This is a genomic window from Xanthomonas sp. NCPPB 3200 (genome assembly GCF_056393585.1).
Genome location: NZ_CM150785.1, coordinates 2574732 through 2591530 on the forward strand (window position 1 = coordinate 2574732; position 16799 = coordinate 2591530).

Genomic DNA, 16799 nt, shown 5'->3' on the forward strand with positions numbered 1-16799 from the left:
ACGACTGATCGTATCTGCATAGGCGCACCGCGGTGGTCGGAGTGCACGGACCCGCAGCCAAGTTGCAGATCAGCCTGCCCAAGCGCGATCCAATCGCAGCCGGACCCGCCGCCTTGCGAGCGGGTCTATCTACACGGCCCAGCCACGCCAGGACAGCCGCCTGGCACGCTGGCTCAGCCGCGCTTGGCGCGCGCGAATGCTGCGGCCAGCGCGTTGTCGGCCGGCGGCGCAGTGGTGCGCGGCTTGCTGTTGCCCTGCGCCGTGCCACGCCCACCGCCACCCTCGCGCCGGCCCTGCCCCGCGCCGCCGTTGCCGCGCTGATCGCGCGATTGGGCTGCAGCATCGGCCGGCGGTGGCGTATCGGACAGACGGCAGGTCAGCGCGATGCGTTTGCGCGCCACGTCCACTTCCAGCACCTTGACCTTGACGATGTCGCCGGCCTTGACCACATCGCGCGGATCCTTGACGAAGGTGTCCGACAACGCGGAGATGTGCACCAGGCCATCCTGATGCACGCCGATGTCGACGAACGCACCGAATGCGGCGACGTTGCTGACCACGCCTTCGAGCACCATGCCGGGCTTGAGGTGCTTGATGTCCTCGATGCCTTCGGCGAACTGTGCCGCCTTGAATTCGGGGCGCGGATCGCGGCCGGGTTTTTCCAGCTCCTTGAGGATGTCGCGCACGGTCGGTACACCGAACTGCTCGTCGGTGAACAGCTCCGGCTTGAGTCCACGCAGGAAGCTGCCGTCGCCCAGCAGGGCCTTGATCGGCTTGCCGGTGCTGCCGACGATGCGCTCGACCACCGGATAGGCTTCCGGATGCACCGCCGACACGTCCAGCGGCTCGTCGCCATCGGCGATGCGTAGGAAACCGGCGCATTGTTCGAAGGTCTTGTCGCCCAGACGCGGCACCTTGAGCAGGTCCTTGCGGCGCTTGAACGGCCCATTGTCGTCGCGATGGCGCACGATGTTTTCCGCCACCGTGCTCGACAGCCCGGACACGCGCGACAGCAGCGCCGCCGACGCGGTATTGACGTACACACCGACCGCATTGACGCAGTCTTCCACGCGCGCCTCCAGCGCCTTGGCTAGACGATATTGATCCACGTCGTGCTGGTACTGGCCCACGCCGATCGCCTTGGGCTCGATCTTGACCAGCTCGGCCAGCGGATCCTGCAGGCGCCGCGCAATCGACACCGCACCGCGCAGCGACACGTCCAGATTGGGAAACTCCTTGGCAGCAAACTCGGACGCCGAATACACCGACGCACCAGCTTCGCTGACCACGATCTTCTGCAGCTTGCTCGCCCCGCACAGCGCGATCGCCTCACCGGCGAGCTTGTCGGTCTCGCGGCTGGCGGTGCCATTGCCGATCGCAATCAGCTCCACGTTGTGCTGCATGCACAGCTTCTTGATCGTCTGCAGCGACTGCTCCCATTGCCGCTTGGGCTCATGCGGGTAGATCGTCTCGGTGGCCACCAGCTTGCCGGTGGCATCGACCACGGCGATCTTGCAACCGGTACGGATACCCGGGTCCAGCCCCAGCACCACGCGCGGGCCGGCCGGTGCGGCCAGCATCAGGTCCTTGAGGTTGTCGCCGAACACGGCGATCGCCTCGGCCTCGGCCTTTTCGCGCGCCTGGTTGAACAGGTCCAGCAGCAGATGCATGTGCAGCTTGGCGCGCCAGGTCAGCCGGCAGGCATCCAGCAACCAGCGATCGGCCGGACGGTTCTGGTTGGAGATGCCGGCATTGCGCGCCACACGGCCCTCGGCGTACTGATGGCCGGCCTCGGCATCGTTGCCCGGCTCCAGATCCAGGTACAGGAACTCCTCGCGGCGCGCACGAAACAGCGCCAGCAAGCGGTGCGAGGGAATCTTGGACAGCGATTCGGCATGATCGAAGTAATCGCGGTATTTGGCACCGGCCTCTTCCTTGCCCTCGGCAACGCGCGCGCGGATCACGCCGTTGTCGTTCAACCAGCTGCGCAGCTCGCCCACCAGGGCGGCATCTTCGCCCCAGCGCTCCATCAGGATGGCGCGTGCGCCTTCCAGCGCTGCCTTGATATCGGCCACGCCCTTTTCCGCGTCGATGTAGGCCGCAGCAGCGACTTCCGGCGCCTGGTTCGGGTCGGCCAGCAGGCCATCGGCCAGCGGCTCCAGACCGGCTTCGCGCGCAATCTGCGCACGCGTGCGGCGCTTGGGCTTGTAAGGCAGGTACAGGTCTTCCAGCCGCGACTTGCTGTCGGCCGCCACGATCTCGGCGCGCAATTCGTCGCTGAGTTTGCCCTGCTCGCCGATGCTGGACAGGATCGCCGCGCGGCGCTCTTCCAGCTCGCGCAGATAGGTCAGGCGCGTTTCCAGATTGCGCAGCTGGGTATCGTCCAGCCCGCCGGTGACTTCCTTGCGGTAGCGCGCGATGAACGGAACGCTGGCGCCTTCGTCGAGAAGGGCAATGGCGGCGCGCGCCTGGGCGGGTTGGGCACCGATCTCGTCGGCGATGGTGCGAGCGATCTGCTGGGCAAGCTGGCTGTCGTGCATGGCGGCGCGGCCGGAGCCGCTTCACTGAAAAAAGCATTTTCGCAGTGCTGGCCCGCCGCGGGAACCCGTTGACAGGATCGCCATAACCCTATGCCGGCGCGCCCGTCGATGGCTGACAAGCGCTAGCGGGCGATCGTCAGGTGGTTACCGATTGTGCGGAAGCGCCGAAGTACCGTTGCGATACCTGCAGCAGTGGGCACTTTGCGCCCACTGACGGTGAGCGCACTCGTCCGGTCGGCTGCGCTTAACTGGCGCGACCTGCGTAATGCGTGGCCGCGCGCTCGACCAGGATGCTTTCGTGCAGCGATTCCAGTGCCATCACGCGGATCTTGCCGACGTCCTTCAACGGCACCATGCGCTCGACATAGATCTCCGGGCCAGCGTCGGTCATCGCGCGCGACTTGCTGAACCCGTAAGGCACAACTCCCTTGTCGCCATCTTTGCTGCCACCGACGTACAGAACGATCGACATGCCCACACCCTCATTAACAACTGTGACTACGTTAGTGGCGCGAGCATAACGACCGTGCCGTGAGGAGCTTTCCACGCACGTTAACGCCGGCTGTTTGCGGTTTGGTGACGGCGGGATCCCCTCGCCTGTCTGCACAACCGCTTCACCCGACCTGCCGGTCCAATTGCGCTCCGCCCGCACGTACGACACCGCATGGACCTCAAGAGTGGCTACCCGTTCTGGTCGATCCGCAACGGGTTGATGCGCGCCTATCCACGTCTGGAGCGGGACACCGATTGCGAGGTGGCCATCATCGGCGGCGGGGTCACCGCCGCGCTGATCGCGCACGAACTGCTCAAGCACGGGCACGAGGTGGTGGTGCTCGAGCAGCGCGAGATCGGCTGGGGCAGTACCTCGGCCAGTACCGCCTTGCTGCAGTACGAAATCGACACACCGATGATCGAGTTGGCCAGGCATTACGGCATGCCGGCGGCAGCGCTTGCATACGCTGCGTGCGCGCAAGCCATCATCGACCTGCAAGGCCTCTGCAATACGCTGGGCGGCTGCGACTTCAGCCGTCAGGACAGCCTGTACTACGCCAGCCGGTCGCGGGATCTCGACGACCTACGCAGCGAACTGCAGGTGCGAAAAACCCACACTCTTCCGGTCGAATGGATCGAGCGCGCGCCGTTGTGGCACAACTACGGCGTACGCTCCGAGGGTGCGATCCTCAGCCGCCTGGCTGCCAGCGTCGATCCGTATCGGCTGTGCTACCGCCTGTTTGCAGAAGGCGAGCATTACGGCGCGCGCATCTACGACCGCACCGCGATCGCCACCCTCACACCCCACGACCGGCATGTCGCGTTGCGCACCCGCGACGGGGTCACGCTGCGCGCCCGGCACGTCATCATGGCCGCAGGCTACGCAAACCAGCAGTGGCTGTCGCAGCGCGTTGCACGCAACCGCAGCAGCTACGCATTCGTGACCGATCCGCTGCACGATGGCGAGATGGGCGCGCTCAAGCACACCATGATGTGGGAAACCGCGCGTCCCTATCTCTACCTGCGCAGCACGCCGGATGGACGCGTGGTGGCCGGCGGCGAAGACGACAACATCGATCTGCCCGCACGTCGCGACGCACGTGTCATGCGCAAGCTGAAGACGCTGCTGAAGAAGATCCACCAGACGATGCCGGACATCAGCCTGCGCCCGGTGTTCGCCTGGGGCGGCACCTTCGCCGAAACCGCCGATGGACTGCCATTCTTCGGCCCGCATCCGCAACATGGGCCGCGGGTGTCGTTCGCGATGGCGTACGGCGGCAACGGTATCACCTACAGCGCGATCGGTGCAGGCTTATTGCGCGCGCAACTGGAAGGCAGGCCTCACCCGTTGTCGGACCTGTTCGGTTTCTCGCGGTTGCGCTGAGATCCCCACGGCCACCAGCCGTGGCCGTGCAGCGCATACGTGTCGGCGGCCCGTTCCAGCGGATTGCGCACGTGGATGCCGCCGCACAGCAGATACACCGGCAAAAACAGCGGGCCGAGCAGCATGTACTGGTAAACATGCGCACGTTCGTGGTCGCCCAGGCGCACCGGCGGGTGCTGACAACGCCCGGCCGCATGCGCATACGTGCTGCACTGCAGATCCAGTGAGGCGCCCTTGAGCAGGATCACATTGCCCAGCGTCATCGCCCCGCCCGGTCCCCATGGCCAGGCATGGAACACCACGGCCACTTCCTGCCCGGACCAGCGCGGACGCGCGCCGAAACAGCTGCCGGCGGCACCGATGGCAAGGCCAAGCAAGGTATTGGGCAGCGTCCACAACGCGCCCAGCACCTGCACGGACGACCACCGGCGCCGGGCGGGCGTCAGTCGGCCTGATTGGGGATCAGCAGCCACAGGATCAGATAGACCAGGATGCCGGGGAACGCGGCCGAGGCGATCGACACGATTACGAACAGCACCCGCAACAGCGTGGAGCTCCAGCCGAAGCGGCGGGCGATGCCGCCGACCACGCCGGCGATCATGCGGTCGTTGAGGGAACGGGACAATGCGGTGGTCGTGACCATGGAAGGCTCCTTCGAACGTGTCGCCCAGTCTAAAAAGCGCAGCGACTGCGCCTTGTGACGGCTGCGGCTGCTCGCTGCAGGCACAGCGCAACCCGAAGCCGGATCACGCGTTGCCGCCACGCTCCTGCAACCAGCGATGGATCGCCACCGGCACCTCGCGCTGCGCACGTCCGGAGACGTAGATGCCGATATGCCCGCCGCGGAAACTCAGCTCGGTGTAGTCGTCGCTGCCGACCAGGCCGCGCAATGCACGCGAGGCGTCGGGCGGCACCAGATGATCGTGTTCGGCGTAGATGTTGAGCACCGGCATGTCCACCGCCTGCAGGTCGACCGCCTCCCCGCCGATGCGCACCTGCCCGGTCACCAGCCCATTGCGCTGATAGAACTGGGTGACGAACTCGCGGAACGCCTCGCCGGCCAGATCGGGCGAATCGAAGATCCACTTTTCCATGCGCAGGAAATCTTCCAGCGCCTGCTTGTCGTCGAGGATGTCGAGCAAGCCGACGTATTTCTGCAGATTCAGCCGGAACGGTTTGAGCATCAGGTAACTGGCGTTCATCAGATCCGCCGGCACGTTGCCCATGGTGTCCACGAACAGATCCACATCGACCATGCGCGCCCAGTTGGAGAGCATGTTGTCGGGGGTGTGGAAATCCACCGGCGTGACCATGGTGATCAGGTTGCGCACCTTCGGCCGCTGCAGCGCCGCATAGCACAGCGCAAACGTGCCGCCCTGGCAGATGCCGAGCACATCGACTGCCTCCAGCCCCGACTGCGCGCGCAGGTGATCCACCGCGCCATCGATATAGCGCAGCAGATAGTCCTCCAGCGTCAGGTAACGCTCGGAGCGGTCCGGGTAGCCCCAATCCAGCACGTAGACGTCCTGGCCGTGGCCCAGTAGGCCCTTGACCAGCGAGCGGTCGGCCTGCAGATCGACCATGTAGGGGCGGTTGACCAGCGCGTAGACGATCAGCAGCGGCGTCCTGGCCACCGGCGCCTGCTCGCCGACAAAGCGGTACAGCACCACCTTGCCATCGCGCCAGATTTCCTCGCGCTCGGTCACGCCGTAATCCACGTCTTCCACGCCGGGCAACAGCTTGAGCCCCTCGCGCAGCTTGCGCTGCATCGACAGGGTTTCCTGCATCAGGTCTTCGGCGCTGAATCCCAACGGGCCTTTCATGTCTACGCTCCACGTGGCTTGCGTGCGGCCGGCTTACCGGAAGCTGTGCCGGCCGATGGCCTGGCGGCGCTTTTGGCCGCCTTCGTATTCTTGGCTGGGGCGGTTTTCGCTGGTGATTTCTTGGCCGGGCTGGTCGCCGCTGCCGGCTTGGGCGCAGTGTCCGCCCTGGATGCCGGCGCGCGCCTGGCCGTGGCCGGCGCAACCGGGTCAGCCGCCGCTGCAGCCGGCTTGCCGGCCGGGCTGGCCGCGGTGCGCAGCATGCGCCGCACCGCACGTTCCAGCTCGGCGATGCGGCGGTGCGCGGCGTCCATCTCCGAACGCGTCGGCATCCCGAAACGCTCGCTCAACTGCTCCACTTCTTCCTGCAACGCGGCGCGCAGGCGCATATGAGCATTGGCAAAGCCGCCATACACCTCGCGAAACTGGTCGGACAAGGCGACGTCGGCATACGACTCTTCGGCGGCCTCGATCCACAGATCGAACAAGGCACGCGCACTGGTCAGCTGACTGCCGCTGCTTTCGTGCTCCCCCAGCTTGGAGGCGAACCGGCCGAACGCCTGCTCGATGGCCGACTTGAGTTGTTCGCCATAGGCCTGCGATTGCGCCTGGTACTCCTGCTGCGCACGGGCCAGCGTCTGCAGGCGTGCCTGGTGATTGCGGCTCACGCCGAATGCCGGCATGTCCAGCCAGGGCGCGTTTTCCTCCCGCCACTTCGCCAGCGCCTGCGCGGCGTCCTGCAGCCACGGGTCGAAGCCGCCCGGGCTGCCGCCACGCAGCGAGCCCAGCGTCCACTGCATCAGCTGCTCGCCCTGCCCCTGCACGGCGCGCCGCCAGGCTTCGGAGACCTCATTGGCCGAGGTGTCGCGCCCGGCAAACTGCGCGGCCACCTGCTGCATGGTGCCGAACCAGTCGCCGGCCTGATGACGGAAGCGGTCGATGGCCTCCTGCGCCTGCGGTGCGGCCTGGGTGGGCAGCAGTTGCGACCACCAGTCCATCGCCTTGCGCCAATCCTGCGGTGCGTCACTGCCCGGCCCCGCCCCAGGAACGGCACCGGGCTGTGCAGCGGCGCCGGACTGGCCGTGGCGCATGGCATCTCCCCAGGCGCTCCAGTACTGGCGCGCCTTGTCTTCGAAGTTGCCGTTGTCCGAACCGCTGGTTGCCATGATCCCTTCCCGTGACTGTCCACCAGCCATCCTACCGCGTGTGCCCGGCCGTACCGGTCAGGGTTTGGGGATGCGCAGCGTCTTGCTGATCATCAACGAGCCGGACACCGCAAACAGCAGCACCAGCGGGTGGAATTGCCACGGCCCGAGCTGCCACTGGCCCCACCACAAGGTCTGGCCGATATGGCCGCTGCTGGCAGCCACCGCCAGCAGGATCACCAGCAGCAGGCTGGTGGGGATCGGGGTGCCTTCGAAGTACGGCACCTTGTCGGCCTCGCCGGCGATCTCTTCGGCAGTCACGTTGTAGCGCGCCAGCCGGCTCACGCCGCAGCAGACGAAATAGCTCAGCACCAGCCAATCCCAGCCGCCGCGCATGCCGCAGGCATAGCCCAGCGCCGCCGGCGCCACCCCGAACGAGATCACGTCGGCCAGCGAATCCAGCTCGCGGCCCAGGGTCGAGGACGCCTTGCGCCAGCGCGCCACATGCCCGTCCAGCGCATCGAACACGAACGCCAGCGGGATCAGCGCCATGCCCAGCAGCAGGTCGCCGCGATGTCCTTCCTGCAGGAAGCGCATCGACGCGAACACCGCGCCGGTGCCGCAGAAGGCGTTGGCCAGGGTGAACCAGTCCGCGAGTTGGAAATCGCGCAGCATCGAGAAATGGCGTTTCATGCGCAGCCTGAGGTGATCGAGGCGCAAAGGGTAACGCGCGCACGCCATGCAGGCGACCGTTTCGCGCTATCGGCTAGGCTGGCGATCAGCGTGGCCGCTCCGGCCGGGCACGATCGACACCGAGGACAGCATGAAGCGCAGCATCCTGATCACCGGCGCAGGCAGCGGCATCGGCGCCGGCATCGCCACCGAGCTGGCCTCCGGCGGCCACCATCTGATCGTCAGCGATATGGACCTGGCGGCAGCCGAACGCACCGCGCAGCGCCTGCGCGACACCGGCGGCTCGGCCGAAGCACTGGCGCTGGACGTGACCGATGACCACGGCATCGCGCAGGCCTTGGCGCGCGTGACGCGCGCGCCGCAGGTGCTGGTCAACAATGCCGGCCTGCAGCAGGTTGCCACGCTGGAAGACTTTCCGATGCAGCGCTGGGCCTTGCTGGTGGATGTGATGCTGACCGGCGCCGCACGGCTCAGCCGCGCGCTCCTGCCCGGCATGCGCGCGGCCGGCTACGGGCGCATCGTCAACATCGGCAGCATCCACTCGCTGGTCGCCAGCCCGTACAAGAGCGCGTATGTCGCCGCCAAGCACGGCCTGGTCGGCCTGGCCAAGGTCATCGCCCTGGAAACCGCCGACTGCGACATCACCGTCAACACGCTGTGCCCTAGCTATGTGCGCACCCCGCTGGTGGAGCGCCAGATCGCCGACCAGGCGCGCACGCGCGGCATCGCCGAAGACGCAGTGATTCGCGATGTGATGCTCAAGCCGATGCCCAAGGGCGCCTTCATCGACTACGACGAACTCGCCGGCACGGTCGCGTTCCTGATGTCGCATGCCGCACGCAACATCACCGGGCAGGCGATCGCCATCGATGGCGGCTGGACCGCGCAGTAAGCGCGGCTGGCGAAATTTTCACCAGCTTCCGTGGCCGCCTTGCGCCGCAAGGCGCGCGCGCAGTTGTCCACAGACTTGCGCAGACTTCATCCACAACCGGTGTGGAGAAGTGCGTGGAGGCGAATGCGGGCGGCAGGTCGCCACAGCAAGCAGCGCCGGCTTGCGGTTGCGCTCGCCAGGTCAATCGCGTGCGCATTGGCGCCAGCAGATCGAAGTCCATTAAGGACGGCGGACGCTTAACTTCGGCACTGCGTTGACCGCGCCAGCCAGCAGTAACAGCCGCGCTCGCCTGGGCGGCTGCGCACTTCCTCAATCCCGCTCAGATGCGCGAATACGTCCACGACTGCATGCGCCCGTCGCGATACGGCATCACGCCGTGAAACGGACGCGGGTCGCCATCGAAGACCAGTGGCAGGAAATTGCGGTCGCCTTCCCACATGGGCACCTGGTCCATGCGGTCGATCGCCACCCATTCCAGCGTGCCTTCCGGGTTGGAGGCCTGCGGCTCGCCTTCGAAGCTGCGGATCAGGAACACGAAGCCCAGCCAGTCCTCGCCCTGCTTGCCAAAGCCCGGCCAGCTGATGGTGCCGCGCAGCTGCATGTCGCCGCACTCCACGCCGGCCTCTTCGCGGATCTCGCGGCGCATGCCGGCCAGTACGTCCTCGTCCGGCTCCACCTTGCCACCGAGCCCGTTGTATTTGCCCAGGTGCTGATCGCCGGGGCGGGCATTGCGATGGATCATCAACACCTGTGTGCCGTCGGGCGACAACAGGTAGCCGAGCGTGGCGACGATGGGGGTATAGGGCATGGCGGGCGAGCTGGAATCGAGCGCATCAGTATGACCGATGCTGTGCAAGCGGCGTGGCGCAGCCTCAGCCGACCGCAGCCTGCGAGCCCGGGCGCGGTGGCGCAACGTAGTCGGTATCCAGACGCAAGGTAGCCACGCCATGGCCGCGCTCGGCCAGATAGTCCAGCCACTTGCCCAGGAACGTATTCATCCGCATGCGGTGGCTGATCAGCTCGGCCGGCGGCGGGAACATGCCCATCACGTCCTGCCAGCGACGGCCGACGTAGCAATGGGTGGTCTCGGCCTGGCGCGCATCGCGGTACAGGCGCACGTAGGCCGACGGGTCAGGCTCGCCGGTGACGGGATCGCACAGGTCGTAGGTCAGCCGCAGCTCGACCGTGTAGCGGTGGCACTCGATCACGTCCAGACGCAGGTCCAGCCCATCGCCGATCGACGAGACATAGGAGCCGGGAGCGAGGTCGGCCGGTGCGAACAGCCGGGTCAGATGCTGGAAGTTTTCTGCGTACAAGCCCATCAGCCAGCCGAACCGGCTCAACTTGGGGATGCGTTCGAGTTTACTCAGTGCTTGCGCCATGAACCGATCCTACACGCTGCGCTGCCGCACGGGCAGCATTGACGACCGGCCACCGGCAGGCCTACCTTGGCGGAGCCCTGCCCCGCCCGCTTGATTTGCTTGACGCTCGCCGACCGACCGTGACACGTCACGGCAGCTCCGGATCGTGAATACGCTACGCGCGGCCCAATCCCCAATCCCGCCAACCAATTCCCGCCTCAAAACATCTCGCGCTGCAGCCCCAGCGTGGACAACACCTTGCTGGAAATTTCCTCGATCGAGGTATTGGTGGTGCTCAAGGTCGGAATGCGCTCCATCTGGAACATGCGCTCGGCGGTGGCCACCTCGCGCCGGCAGGTCTCTGCCGCGCTGTAGCGTGAATTGGCGCGCCGCTCCTGGCGGATCTGCTGCAACCGCTCCGGGTCGATGGTCAGGCCGAACAACTTGCTGCGGTAATTGCGCAGGCGCGGAGGCAGGCGCTCGTTTTCCAGATCTTCCTCGGTCAACGGGTAGTTGGCGGCACGGATGCCGTAATGCAATGCCAGGTAGATGCAGGTCGGCGTCTTGCCCGCGCGCGACACCGCCACCAGGATCACGTCGGCCTCGTCGTAATTGAGTGCGATACCGTCATCGTGGCTCAGCGCGAAGTTCATCGCGTTGATGCGGCGGTGATAGGTCTCGAAGTCCACCATGCCGTGCGCACGGCCCACGCGCGAATGCCGCGGCGCATTGAGTTCGCGTTCCAGCGGCTCGATGAAGGGCGCGAACACGTCCAGCATCAAGGCGCCGCTTTCGGCCAGGATCATGCTCAGCTGGGGATCGACGCAGGAATTGACCACCACCGGGCGCACCTGGTACCGCTCACCTGCCGCGCGCACCCGCAGCGCCGCATCGCGCGCTTTTTCTGCATCATCAATGAACGACATGCGGTCGGTGACGAAGTTGAATCCACTGAACTGCGTGAGCAGGCTATGCCCAATCGTTTCAGCGGTGATACCGGTTCCATCGGAGACGTAGAACACCGGTCGAATTGTTGACATCAAGACCACCTCTTTGAACTGGTGTCCAAAACTTACGGGTTCATGCTTGTGCAGATTCCGCTGTGCACTGCATCATAGCGGCTTCTTCCTACGGACGCGGCCATCCAGCCCGCTCGGGCGATGGCCATACGGAGCATCGCGCTTGAACGAGAATATCCTGTGGTTGCATGAGCTACGCCTGGCCGATCTGGCCCGCGTAGGTGGTAAGAATTCCTCGCTCGGCGAGATGATCGGCAACCTGGCCGGGCTTGGCGTTTCGGTTCCCGGTGGATATGCGACCACTGCCGAGGCTTTCAAGGACTTCATCGCGCATAACGATCTGTCCAAGCGCATCTTCGACAAGCTGGCGACGCTGGATGTCGAAGACGTGGCTGCCCTCACCGTTGCCGGCAAGGAAATCCGCGGCTGGGTGATCGATGCTCCGCTGCAGCCGGAACTGGACCGCGATATCCGCACCGCGTACGCACAGCTGTGTGCGGAAAACGGCGGTGGCGAAGTGGCCGTGGCGGTGCGTTCGTCGGCCACTGCCGAAGATCTGCCCGATGCCTCGTTCGCCGGCCAGCAAGAGACCTTCCTCAACGTGACCGGTGCCGACGATGTCGTGCACAAGGTCAAGGAAGTGTTCGCCAGCCTCTACAACGATCGCGCAATCGCCTACCGCGTGCATCATGGCTTCAAGCACGAAGACGTGTTCCTGTCGGCCGGCGTGCAGTTGATGGTGCGCTCGGGCGTCGGTGCGGCCGGCGTGCTGTTCACGCTGGACACCGAATCGGGCTTCCGCGACGTGGTGTTCGTCACCTCCAGCTTCGGTCTGGGCGAGATGGTCGTGCAAGGCGCGGTCAACCCGGACGAGTTCTACGTCTACAAGCCCACGCTGACCGCAGGCAAGCCGGCGATCCTGCGCCGCTCGCTCGGCAGCAAGGCGATCCGCATGGTCTACTCGGATGTGCCCGGCGAACGCGTGCGCACCGAAGACACGCCGGTGGAACTGCGCAGCACCTTCTCGATCAGCGATGAAGACGTGCAGGAGCTTTCCAAGCAGGCGCTGGTGATCGAAAAGCATTACGGCCGCCCGATGGACATCGAGTGGGCCAAGGACGGTGTCAGCGGCAAGCTGTTCATCGTGCAGGCGCGTCCGGAAACCGTGAAGTCGCGAAGCCACGCTACCCAGATCGAGCGTTTCTCGCTGGAAGCCAAGGACGCCAAGATCCTGGTAGAAGGCCGTGCGGTGGGCGCCAAGATCGGCAGCGGCGTGGCACGCGTGGTGCGCTCGCTGGACGACATGAATCGCGTGCAGGCCGGCGACGTCTTGATCGCCGACATGACCGATCCCGATTGGGAGCCGGTGATGAAGCGTGCATCGGCCATCGTCACCAACCGCGGCGGCCGCACCTGCCATGCGGCGATCATCGCGCGCGAACTCGGCGTGCCGGCCGTGGTCGGCTCAGGCAACGCTACCGATGTGATCAGCGACGGTCAGGAAGTGACGGTGAGCTGTGCAGAAGGCGACACCGGCTTCATCTACGACGGCCTGCTGCCGTTCGAGCGCACCACCACCGACCTGGGCAACATGCCGCCTGCCCCGCTCAAGATCATGATGAACGTGGCCAACCCGGAGCGCGCGTTCGACTTCGGCCAGTTGCCCAACGCCGGCATCGGCCTGGCGCGTCTGGAAATGATCATTGCCGCGCACATCGGCATCCATCCCAACGCGCTGCTGGAATACGACAAGCAGGACGCTGACGTCCGCAAGAAGATCGACGCCAAGACCGCCGGTTACGGCGATCCGGTGAGCTTCTACGTCAATCGCCTGGCCGAGGGCATCGCAACGCTGACCGCCTCGGTGGCACCGAACACGGTGATCGTGCGCCTGTCGGACTTCAAGTCCAACGAGTATGCCAACCTGATCGGCGGCTCGCGTTACGAACCGCATGAAGAGAACCCGATGATCGGCTTCCGTGGCGCCAGCCGCTACGTCGATCCGTCCTTCACCAAGGCCTTCTCGCTGGAGTGCAAGGCGGTGCTGAAGGTGCGCAACGAGATGGGCCTGGACAACCTCTGGGTAATGATCCCGTTCGTGCGCACGCTGGAAGAAGGCCGCAAGGTGATCGAGGTGCTGGAGCAGAACGGGCTCAAGCAGGGCGAGAACGGCCTGAAGATCATCATGATGTGCGAGCTGCCGTCCAACGCGTTGCTGGCCGACGAGTTCCTGGAGATCTTCGACGGTTTCTCGATCGGCTCCAACGACCTGACCCAGCTGACCCTGGGCCTGGACCGCGACTCGTCGATCGTGGCGCACCTGTTCGACGAGCGGAACCCGGCGGTCAAGAAGCTGCTGTCGATGGCGATCAAGTCGGCGCGCGCCAAGGGCAAGTACGTGGGCATCTGCGGCCAGGGGCCGTCCGATCACCCGGAACTGGCCGAGTGGCTGATGCAGGAAGGGATCGAGTCGGTATCGCTGAATCCTGACACCGTGGTCGACACCTGGCTGCGTCTGGCCAAGTTGAAGAGCGAGAGCTGATGGGTATGTTGGGTGCGGTGTTGGCGGCGGCTGCGGGAGCAGTCGCCGCAAGGCCGGTGGCGGCCAAGACGGCGGAGCCGGCGTTCAACTGGGCCAATATCCCGTGGGCGCAATATGCGCTCAACTGGGGGCTGGCCCTGCTGATCGTGGTGGTCGGCATGTGGCTGGCCAAGCAGCTCAGCCAGTGGCTGCACCGTGCGCTGACCCGCGCGCGCATCGAGATCACGCTGACCAACTTCCTGCGCAACGTGTTGTATGCGTTGCTGCTGGTGCTGGTGTTCGTGAGCGCGCTGAGCAAGATCGGCGTGCCGCCGACCTCGCTGATCGCGGTGCTGGGTGCGGCCGGCCTGGCGGTCGGTCTGGCGTTGAAGGACTCGCTGTCCAATATCGCTGCAGGCGTGATGCTGATCGTGCTGCGGCCGATGCGCGATGGCGACCATGTGGTGATTGCCGGCCAGGAAGGCATCGTCGACGAGATCCGGATCTTCCAGACCCGGATCCGCTCGTTCGACGAGCGCATGATCACCCTGCCCAACAGCACCATCACCACCTCGCCGATCGTCAACTACAGCACCCTGCCCAACCGGCGCCTGGAAGTGACCGTGGGCGTGGGCTACGGCGACGATCTGAAGAAAGCCCAGCAGCTGTTGCTGCAGATCGCCAAGGACAATCCGAACCTCCTGGAGTCGCCGGCACCGTTCGTGCAGGTCACCAATCTGGGCGAAAGCACGGTGGATCTGATGTTGTTCGCGTATGCGACCAACGGCAATTTCGGCGCGGCCAAGAGCACCACGCTGGAACAGATCCGCAACCAGTTGCTGGAAAACGGGCTCAACATCCCGTATCCGCAGCGCGACCTGCACGTGTATCACCACGATGCCGACGGCAAGCCGATCTCCGACCTGCTGCTAAAAGGCATCGCCGACGACGGCGACCTGAGCAAGGGTCCGCCGCTGGCGCGCTGATGCATTGAATCGCTTGATGGAAAAGCAAAAGGCCGCATCGAACGATGCGGCCTTTTTATTGGATGCGTTGCAACTATGTGGCTTTTTGCCTGCCTGACCGGCAGCAAACGTTACCGGACATACACCTGCGCGTGATCCGCAACTGGGCGCCGTCAATCAACACGCCAACAGCACGCAACGCCGCCGTCGCCAGCGCTCAGGCCGGCACGTCGGCCTGGGAATCGCCGCCCAGCGCGCCCATGAACTGGCGGTAGTGGCGTAGCTCGTCGATCGAATCGCGCACATCGCTCAACGCGGTGTGGGCCGAGCTCTTGGCAAAGCCATTGGCCACCGTCGGCGCCCAACGCCGTGCCAGCTCCTTGATGGTGGACACGTCCAGGTTGCGGTAGTGGAAGTAGCGCTCCAGGCGCGACATCTGGCGGTGCAGGAAGCGCCGGTCCTGGCAGATCGAATTGCCGCACATCGGCGAGGCGCCGGCGCGGATCCATTCACTCAGGAAGGCCACCGTCTGCGCCTCGGCCTGGGCATGGGTGACCTGGCTGTCGAGCACGCGCTGCCACAGCCCCGAACGGCGGTGCTGATTGCGGTTCCACTCGTCCATGGCTTCCAGCGTCGCCAGCGGGTGGGCGATGGCCAGCTCCGGCCCTTCGGCAAGCACGTTCAACTGCGCATCGGTCACGATGGTGGCGATCTCGATGATGGAATCGCGATCGGTATCCAGGCCGGTCATTTCCAGATCGATCCAGATCAGTCGGTCGTTGCCTGCAAGGGTGTCTGCCATATCGCCGTCCTGTGGAGGGCCGTCGCCGGCCGGATGCTGAAGGGCGCGCATCATACCGCGGCCGCGCCGCTCAGGGCGCGAGGGGCGGCTTGCCGCGCTTGGCCCTGAAGTAATTGGTCAGGCGCAGGCCGGCCTCGGCGGCCAGCACGCCACCGCTGACCTGCACGCGGTGGTTATGGCGCGGGTCGGCGGGCAGATCGAACACGCTGCCGCAGGCGCCGGTCTTGGGGTCGCTGGCGGCGAATACCACCCGCGCGATGCGCGCGTGGATCATCGCCATCGCGCACATCGCGCACGGCTCCAACGTGACATACAGCGTGCAGCCGATCAGCCGGTGGTTGGCCAGGCGGCGGCCGCCTTCGCGCAGGGCCATGATCTCGGCATGCGCGCTGGGATCGTGGCTGGCGATATTGAAGTTCCAGCCCTCGCCCAGCACGGTGCCCCCGGCATCGATCAGCAGCGCGCCGACCGGGATCTCGTCAAAGTCGCGTTCGGCACGCTCGGCCAGTTGCAGGGCGCGTTGCATCCACTGTTGGTCGATCAGCGTCTGCGCCGCGTCTACCGACGTTTCCACCGGCATGCTCACGCGGCGCTGCCGCCCTGGCGATCCAGGAAGGCGGCGAACGCGGCCACGGTGGCTTCGCTGACATGGTGCTCGATGCCTTCGGCGTCGCGGCGCGCGGTGGCCTCGTCGATGCCCAGGGCGAGCAGGAAACGTTCGACGATCTGATGGCGCTGCCGGCTGGACGCCGCCAGCGCCTCGCCGGCCGGGGTCAGGAACACCCCGCGGTACGGGCGCTGCACCACCCAGCCGTCGCGCACCAGGCGCTTGAGCATCTTGGCCACGGTCGGCTGCGCCACGCCCAGGCGCGCGGCGATATCGACCTGACGCGCTTCGCCACCGTCGACCAGCAGATCGGAGATCAGCTCCACATAGTCCTCGACCAGCTCGGCGCGGCGCGCTTCGCGCACCTGACGGAAGCTTTCCATATGCACCTGCGCGTCGATCAGCGCCGGCGCGGCTGCTTCCAGCTTTTCGCTCTTGCCCACCCTCATCCCCGTCATCACGTCCGGCGCCAGTGCCGGGATGCGTAGTTTGAAGCACGTAGCCGATCATTACGATTTAAATTGCCAATGCTCAATAGCATAGCCCTTGCTATATCAT

General features: G+C 65.6%; 17 protein-coding genes. 4 read left to right on the forward strand and 13 right to left on the reverse strand.

Annotated features, from left to right (window positions below; translation table 11 throughout):
• Positions 1 to 173 precede the first annotated feature (173 nt).
• A complete protein-coding gene (locus tag AC06DU_RS11220; protein ID WP_478202448.1) occupies positions 174 to 2540 on the reverse strand; it encodes a Tex family protein in 2367 nt (788 codons plus the stop codon).
• Positions 2541 to 2784: 244 nt separating this feature from the next.
• Positions 2785 to 3012, reverse strand: a complete 228-nt coding sequence (locus tag AC06DU_RS11225; protein ID WP_016904406.1) for a hypothetical protein — start codon at positions 3010 to 3012, stop codon at positions 2785 to 2787.
• A 192-nt stretch (positions 3013 to 3204) separates the two neighbouring features.
• Between AC06DU_RS11225 and AC06DU_RS11230 the strand changes: the two genes are divergently transcribed.
• Complete coding sequence (locus AC06DU_RS11230) at positions 3205 to 4416, forward strand: NAD(P)/FAD-dependent oxidoreductase (RefSeq protein WP_349777777.1); 1212 nt, start codon at positions 3205 to 3207, stop codon at positions 4414 to 4416.
• On the opposite strand, the gene AC06DU_RS11235 is transcribed toward AC06DU_RS11230, so the two are convergent.
• The 5 genes from AC06DU_RS11235 to AC06DU_RS11255 form a co-directional block, all read right to left on the reverse strand.
• Positions 4374 to 4889 (reverse strand): hypothetical protein, encoded by a 516-nt coding sequence (locus AC06DU_RS11235; protein ID WP_349777776.1) that lies wholly within the window; start codon positions 4887 to 4889, stop codon positions 4374 to 4376. The genes AC06DU_RS11230 and AC06DU_RS11235 overlap by 43 nt on opposite strands.
• Complete coding sequence (locus AC06DU_RS11240; RefSeq protein WP_102256626.1) at positions 4859 to 5059, reverse strand: PspC domain-containing protein; 201 nt, start codon at positions 5057 to 5059, stop codon at positions 4859 to 4861. Before AC06DU_RS11240 ends, AC06DU_RS11235 begins: the two co-directional genes overlap by 31 nt.
• A gap of 103 nt (positions 5060 to 5162) precedes the next feature.
• Complete coding sequence (locus tag AC06DU_RS11245) at positions 5163 to 6239, reverse strand: class III poly(R)-hydroxyalkanoic acid synthase subunit PhaC (protein WP_024938704.1); 1077 nt, start codon at positions 6237 to 6239, stop codon at positions 5163 to 5165.
• Positions 6240 to 6241: 2 nt separating this feature from the next.
• Complete coding sequence (gene phaE / locus AC06DU_RS11250) at positions 6242 to 7405, reverse strand: class III poly(R)-hydroxyalkanoic acid synthase subunit PhaE (protein ID WP_349777918.1); 1164 nt, start codon at positions 7403 to 7405, stop codon at positions 6242 to 6244.
• A 54-nt stretch (positions 7406 to 7459) separates the two neighbouring features.
• Entirely contained in the window at positions 7460 to 8122 is a 663-nt protein-coding gene (locus tag AC06DU_RS11255; protein ID WP_179465750.1) for a CDP-alcohol phosphatidyltransferase family protein, read from the reverse strand.
• Positions 8123 to 8204: 82 nt separating this feature from the next.
• Between AC06DU_RS11255 and AC06DU_RS11260 the strand changes: the two genes are divergently transcribed.
• Positions 8205 to 8966 (forward strand): 3-hydroxybutyrate dehydrogenase, encoded by a 762-nt coding sequence (locus AC06DU_RS11260; protein WP_184609450.1) that lies wholly within the window; start codon positions 8205 to 8207, stop codon positions 8964 to 8966.
• A 319-nt stretch (positions 8967 to 9285) separates the two neighbouring features.
• On the opposite strand, the gene AC06DU_RS11265 is transcribed toward AC06DU_RS11260, so the two are convergent.
• The 3 genes from AC06DU_RS11265 to ppsR form a co-directional block, all read right to left on the reverse strand.
• Complete coding sequence (locus AC06DU_RS11265; protein ID WP_065031556.1) at positions 9286 to 9774, reverse strand: NUDIX hydrolase; 489 nt, start codon at positions 9772 to 9774, stop codon at positions 9286 to 9288.
• A gap of 64 nt (positions 9775 to 9838) precedes the next feature.
• Positions 9839 to 10348: a DUF1249 domain-containing protein gene (locus tag AC06DU_RS11270; protein ID WP_016904415.1), complete on the reverse strand. Its 510-nt coding sequence runs from the start codon at positions 10346 to 10348 to the stop codon at positions 9839 to 9841.
• A gap of 197 nt (positions 10349 to 10545) precedes the next feature.
• Positions 10546 to 11367: a posphoenolpyruvate synthetase regulatory kinase/phosphorylase PpsR gene (ppsR, locus tag AC06DU_RS11275; protein WP_024939184.1), complete on the reverse strand. Its 822-nt coding sequence runs from the start codon at positions 11365 to 11367 to the stop codon at positions 10546 to 10548.
• 142 nt (positions 11368 to 11509) lie between these two features.
• On the opposite strand from ppsR, the gene ppsA reads away from it, so the two are divergent.
• Both ppsA and AC06DU_RS11285 read left to right on the forward strand, forming a co-directional pair.
• Positions 11510 to 13888: a phosphoenolpyruvate synthase gene (gene ppsA / locus AC06DU_RS11280; RefSeq protein ID WP_039511911.1), complete on the forward strand. Its 2379-nt coding sequence runs from the start codon at positions 11510 to 11512 to the stop codon at positions 13886 to 13888.
• Positions 13888 to 14853, forward strand: coding sequence for a mechanosensitive ion channel family protein (locus AC06DU_RS11285; RefSeq protein WP_016905101.1), 966 nt, complete (start codon positions 13888 to 13890; stop codon positions 14851 to 14853). The genes ppsA and AC06DU_RS11285 overlap by 1 nt, the downstream gene beginning before the upstream one ends.
• 196 nt (positions 14854 to 15049) lie before the next feature.
• Here the strand turns inward: AC06DU_RS11285 and orn are convergent, their stop codons facing one another.
• From orn to mntR, 3 genes are all read right to left on the reverse strand, one after another.
• Positions 15050 to 15634, reverse strand: coding sequence for an oligoribonuclease (gene orn, locus AC06DU_RS11290; protein ID WP_024939185.1), 585 nt, complete (start codon positions 15632 to 15634; stop codon positions 15050 to 15052).
• A gap of 70 nt (positions 15635 to 15704) precedes the next feature.
• Positions 15705 to 16214, reverse strand: a complete 510-nt coding sequence (tadA, locus tag AC06DU_RS11295) for a tRNA adenosine(34) deaminase TadA (RefSeq protein WP_102256631.1) — start codon at positions 16212 to 16214, stop codon at positions 15705 to 15707.
• Positions 16215 to 16216: 2 nt separating this feature from the next.
• Positions 16217 to 16684, reverse strand: a complete 468-nt coding sequence (gene mntR / locus AC06DU_RS11300; RefSeq protein WP_024939187.1) for a manganese-binding transcriptional regulator MntR — start codon at positions 16682 to 16684, stop codon at positions 16217 to 16219.
• Positions 16685 to 16799 lie beyond the last annotated feature (115 nt).

Coding starts and splice junctions, on each gene's coding strand:
- AC06DU_RS11220 (WP_478202448.1), bottom strand. CDS start 2,540: ATGCACGACAGCCAGCTTGCCCAGCAGATCGCTCGCACCATCGCCGAC.
- AC06DU_RS11225 (WP_016904406.1), bottom strand. CDS start 3,012: ATGTCGATCGTTCTGTACGTCGGTGGCAGCAAAGATGGCGACAAGGGA.
- AC06DU_RS11230 (WP_349777777.1), top strand. CDS start 3,205: ATGGACCTCAAGAGTGGCTACCCGTTCTGGTCGATCCGCAACGGGTTG.
- AC06DU_RS11240 (WP_102256626.1), bottom strand. CDS start 5,059: ATGGTCACGACCACCGCATTGTCCCGTTCCCTCAACGACCGCATGATC.
- AC06DU_RS11245 (WP_024938704.1), bottom strand. CDS start 6,239: ATGAAAGGCCCGTTGGGATTCAGCGCCGAAGACCTGATGCAGGAAACC.
- AC06DU_RS11255 (WP_179465750.1), bottom strand. CDS start 8,122: ATGGCGTGCGCGCGTTACCCTTTGCGCCTCGATCACCTCAGGCTGCGC.
- AC06DU_RS11260 (WP_184609450.1), top strand. CDS start 8,205: ATGAAGCGCAGCATCCTGATCACCGGCGCAGGCAGCGGCATCGGCGCC.
- AC06DU_RS11265 (WP_065031556.1), bottom strand. CDS start 9,774: ATGCCCTATACCCCCATCGTCGCCACGCTCGGCTACCTGTTGTCGCCC.
- AC06DU_RS11270 (WP_016904415.1), bottom strand. CDS start 10,348: ATGGCGCAAGCACTGAGTAAACTCGAACGCATCCCCAAGTTGAGCCGG.
- ppsR (WP_024939184.1), bottom strand. CDS start 11,367: ATGTCAACAATTCGACCGGTGTTCTACGTCTCCGATGGAACCGGTATC.
- AC06DU_RS11285 (WP_016905101.1), top strand. CDS start 13,888: ATGGGTATGTTGGGTGCGGTGTTGGCGGCGGCTGCGGGAGCAGTCGCC.
- orn (WP_024939185.1), bottom strand. CDS start 15,634: ATGGCAGACACCCTTGCAGGCAACGACCGACTGATCTGGATCGATCTG.
- tadA (WP_102256631.1), bottom strand. CDS start 16,214: ATGCCGGTGGAAACGTCGGTAGACGCGGCGCAGACGCTGATCGACCAA.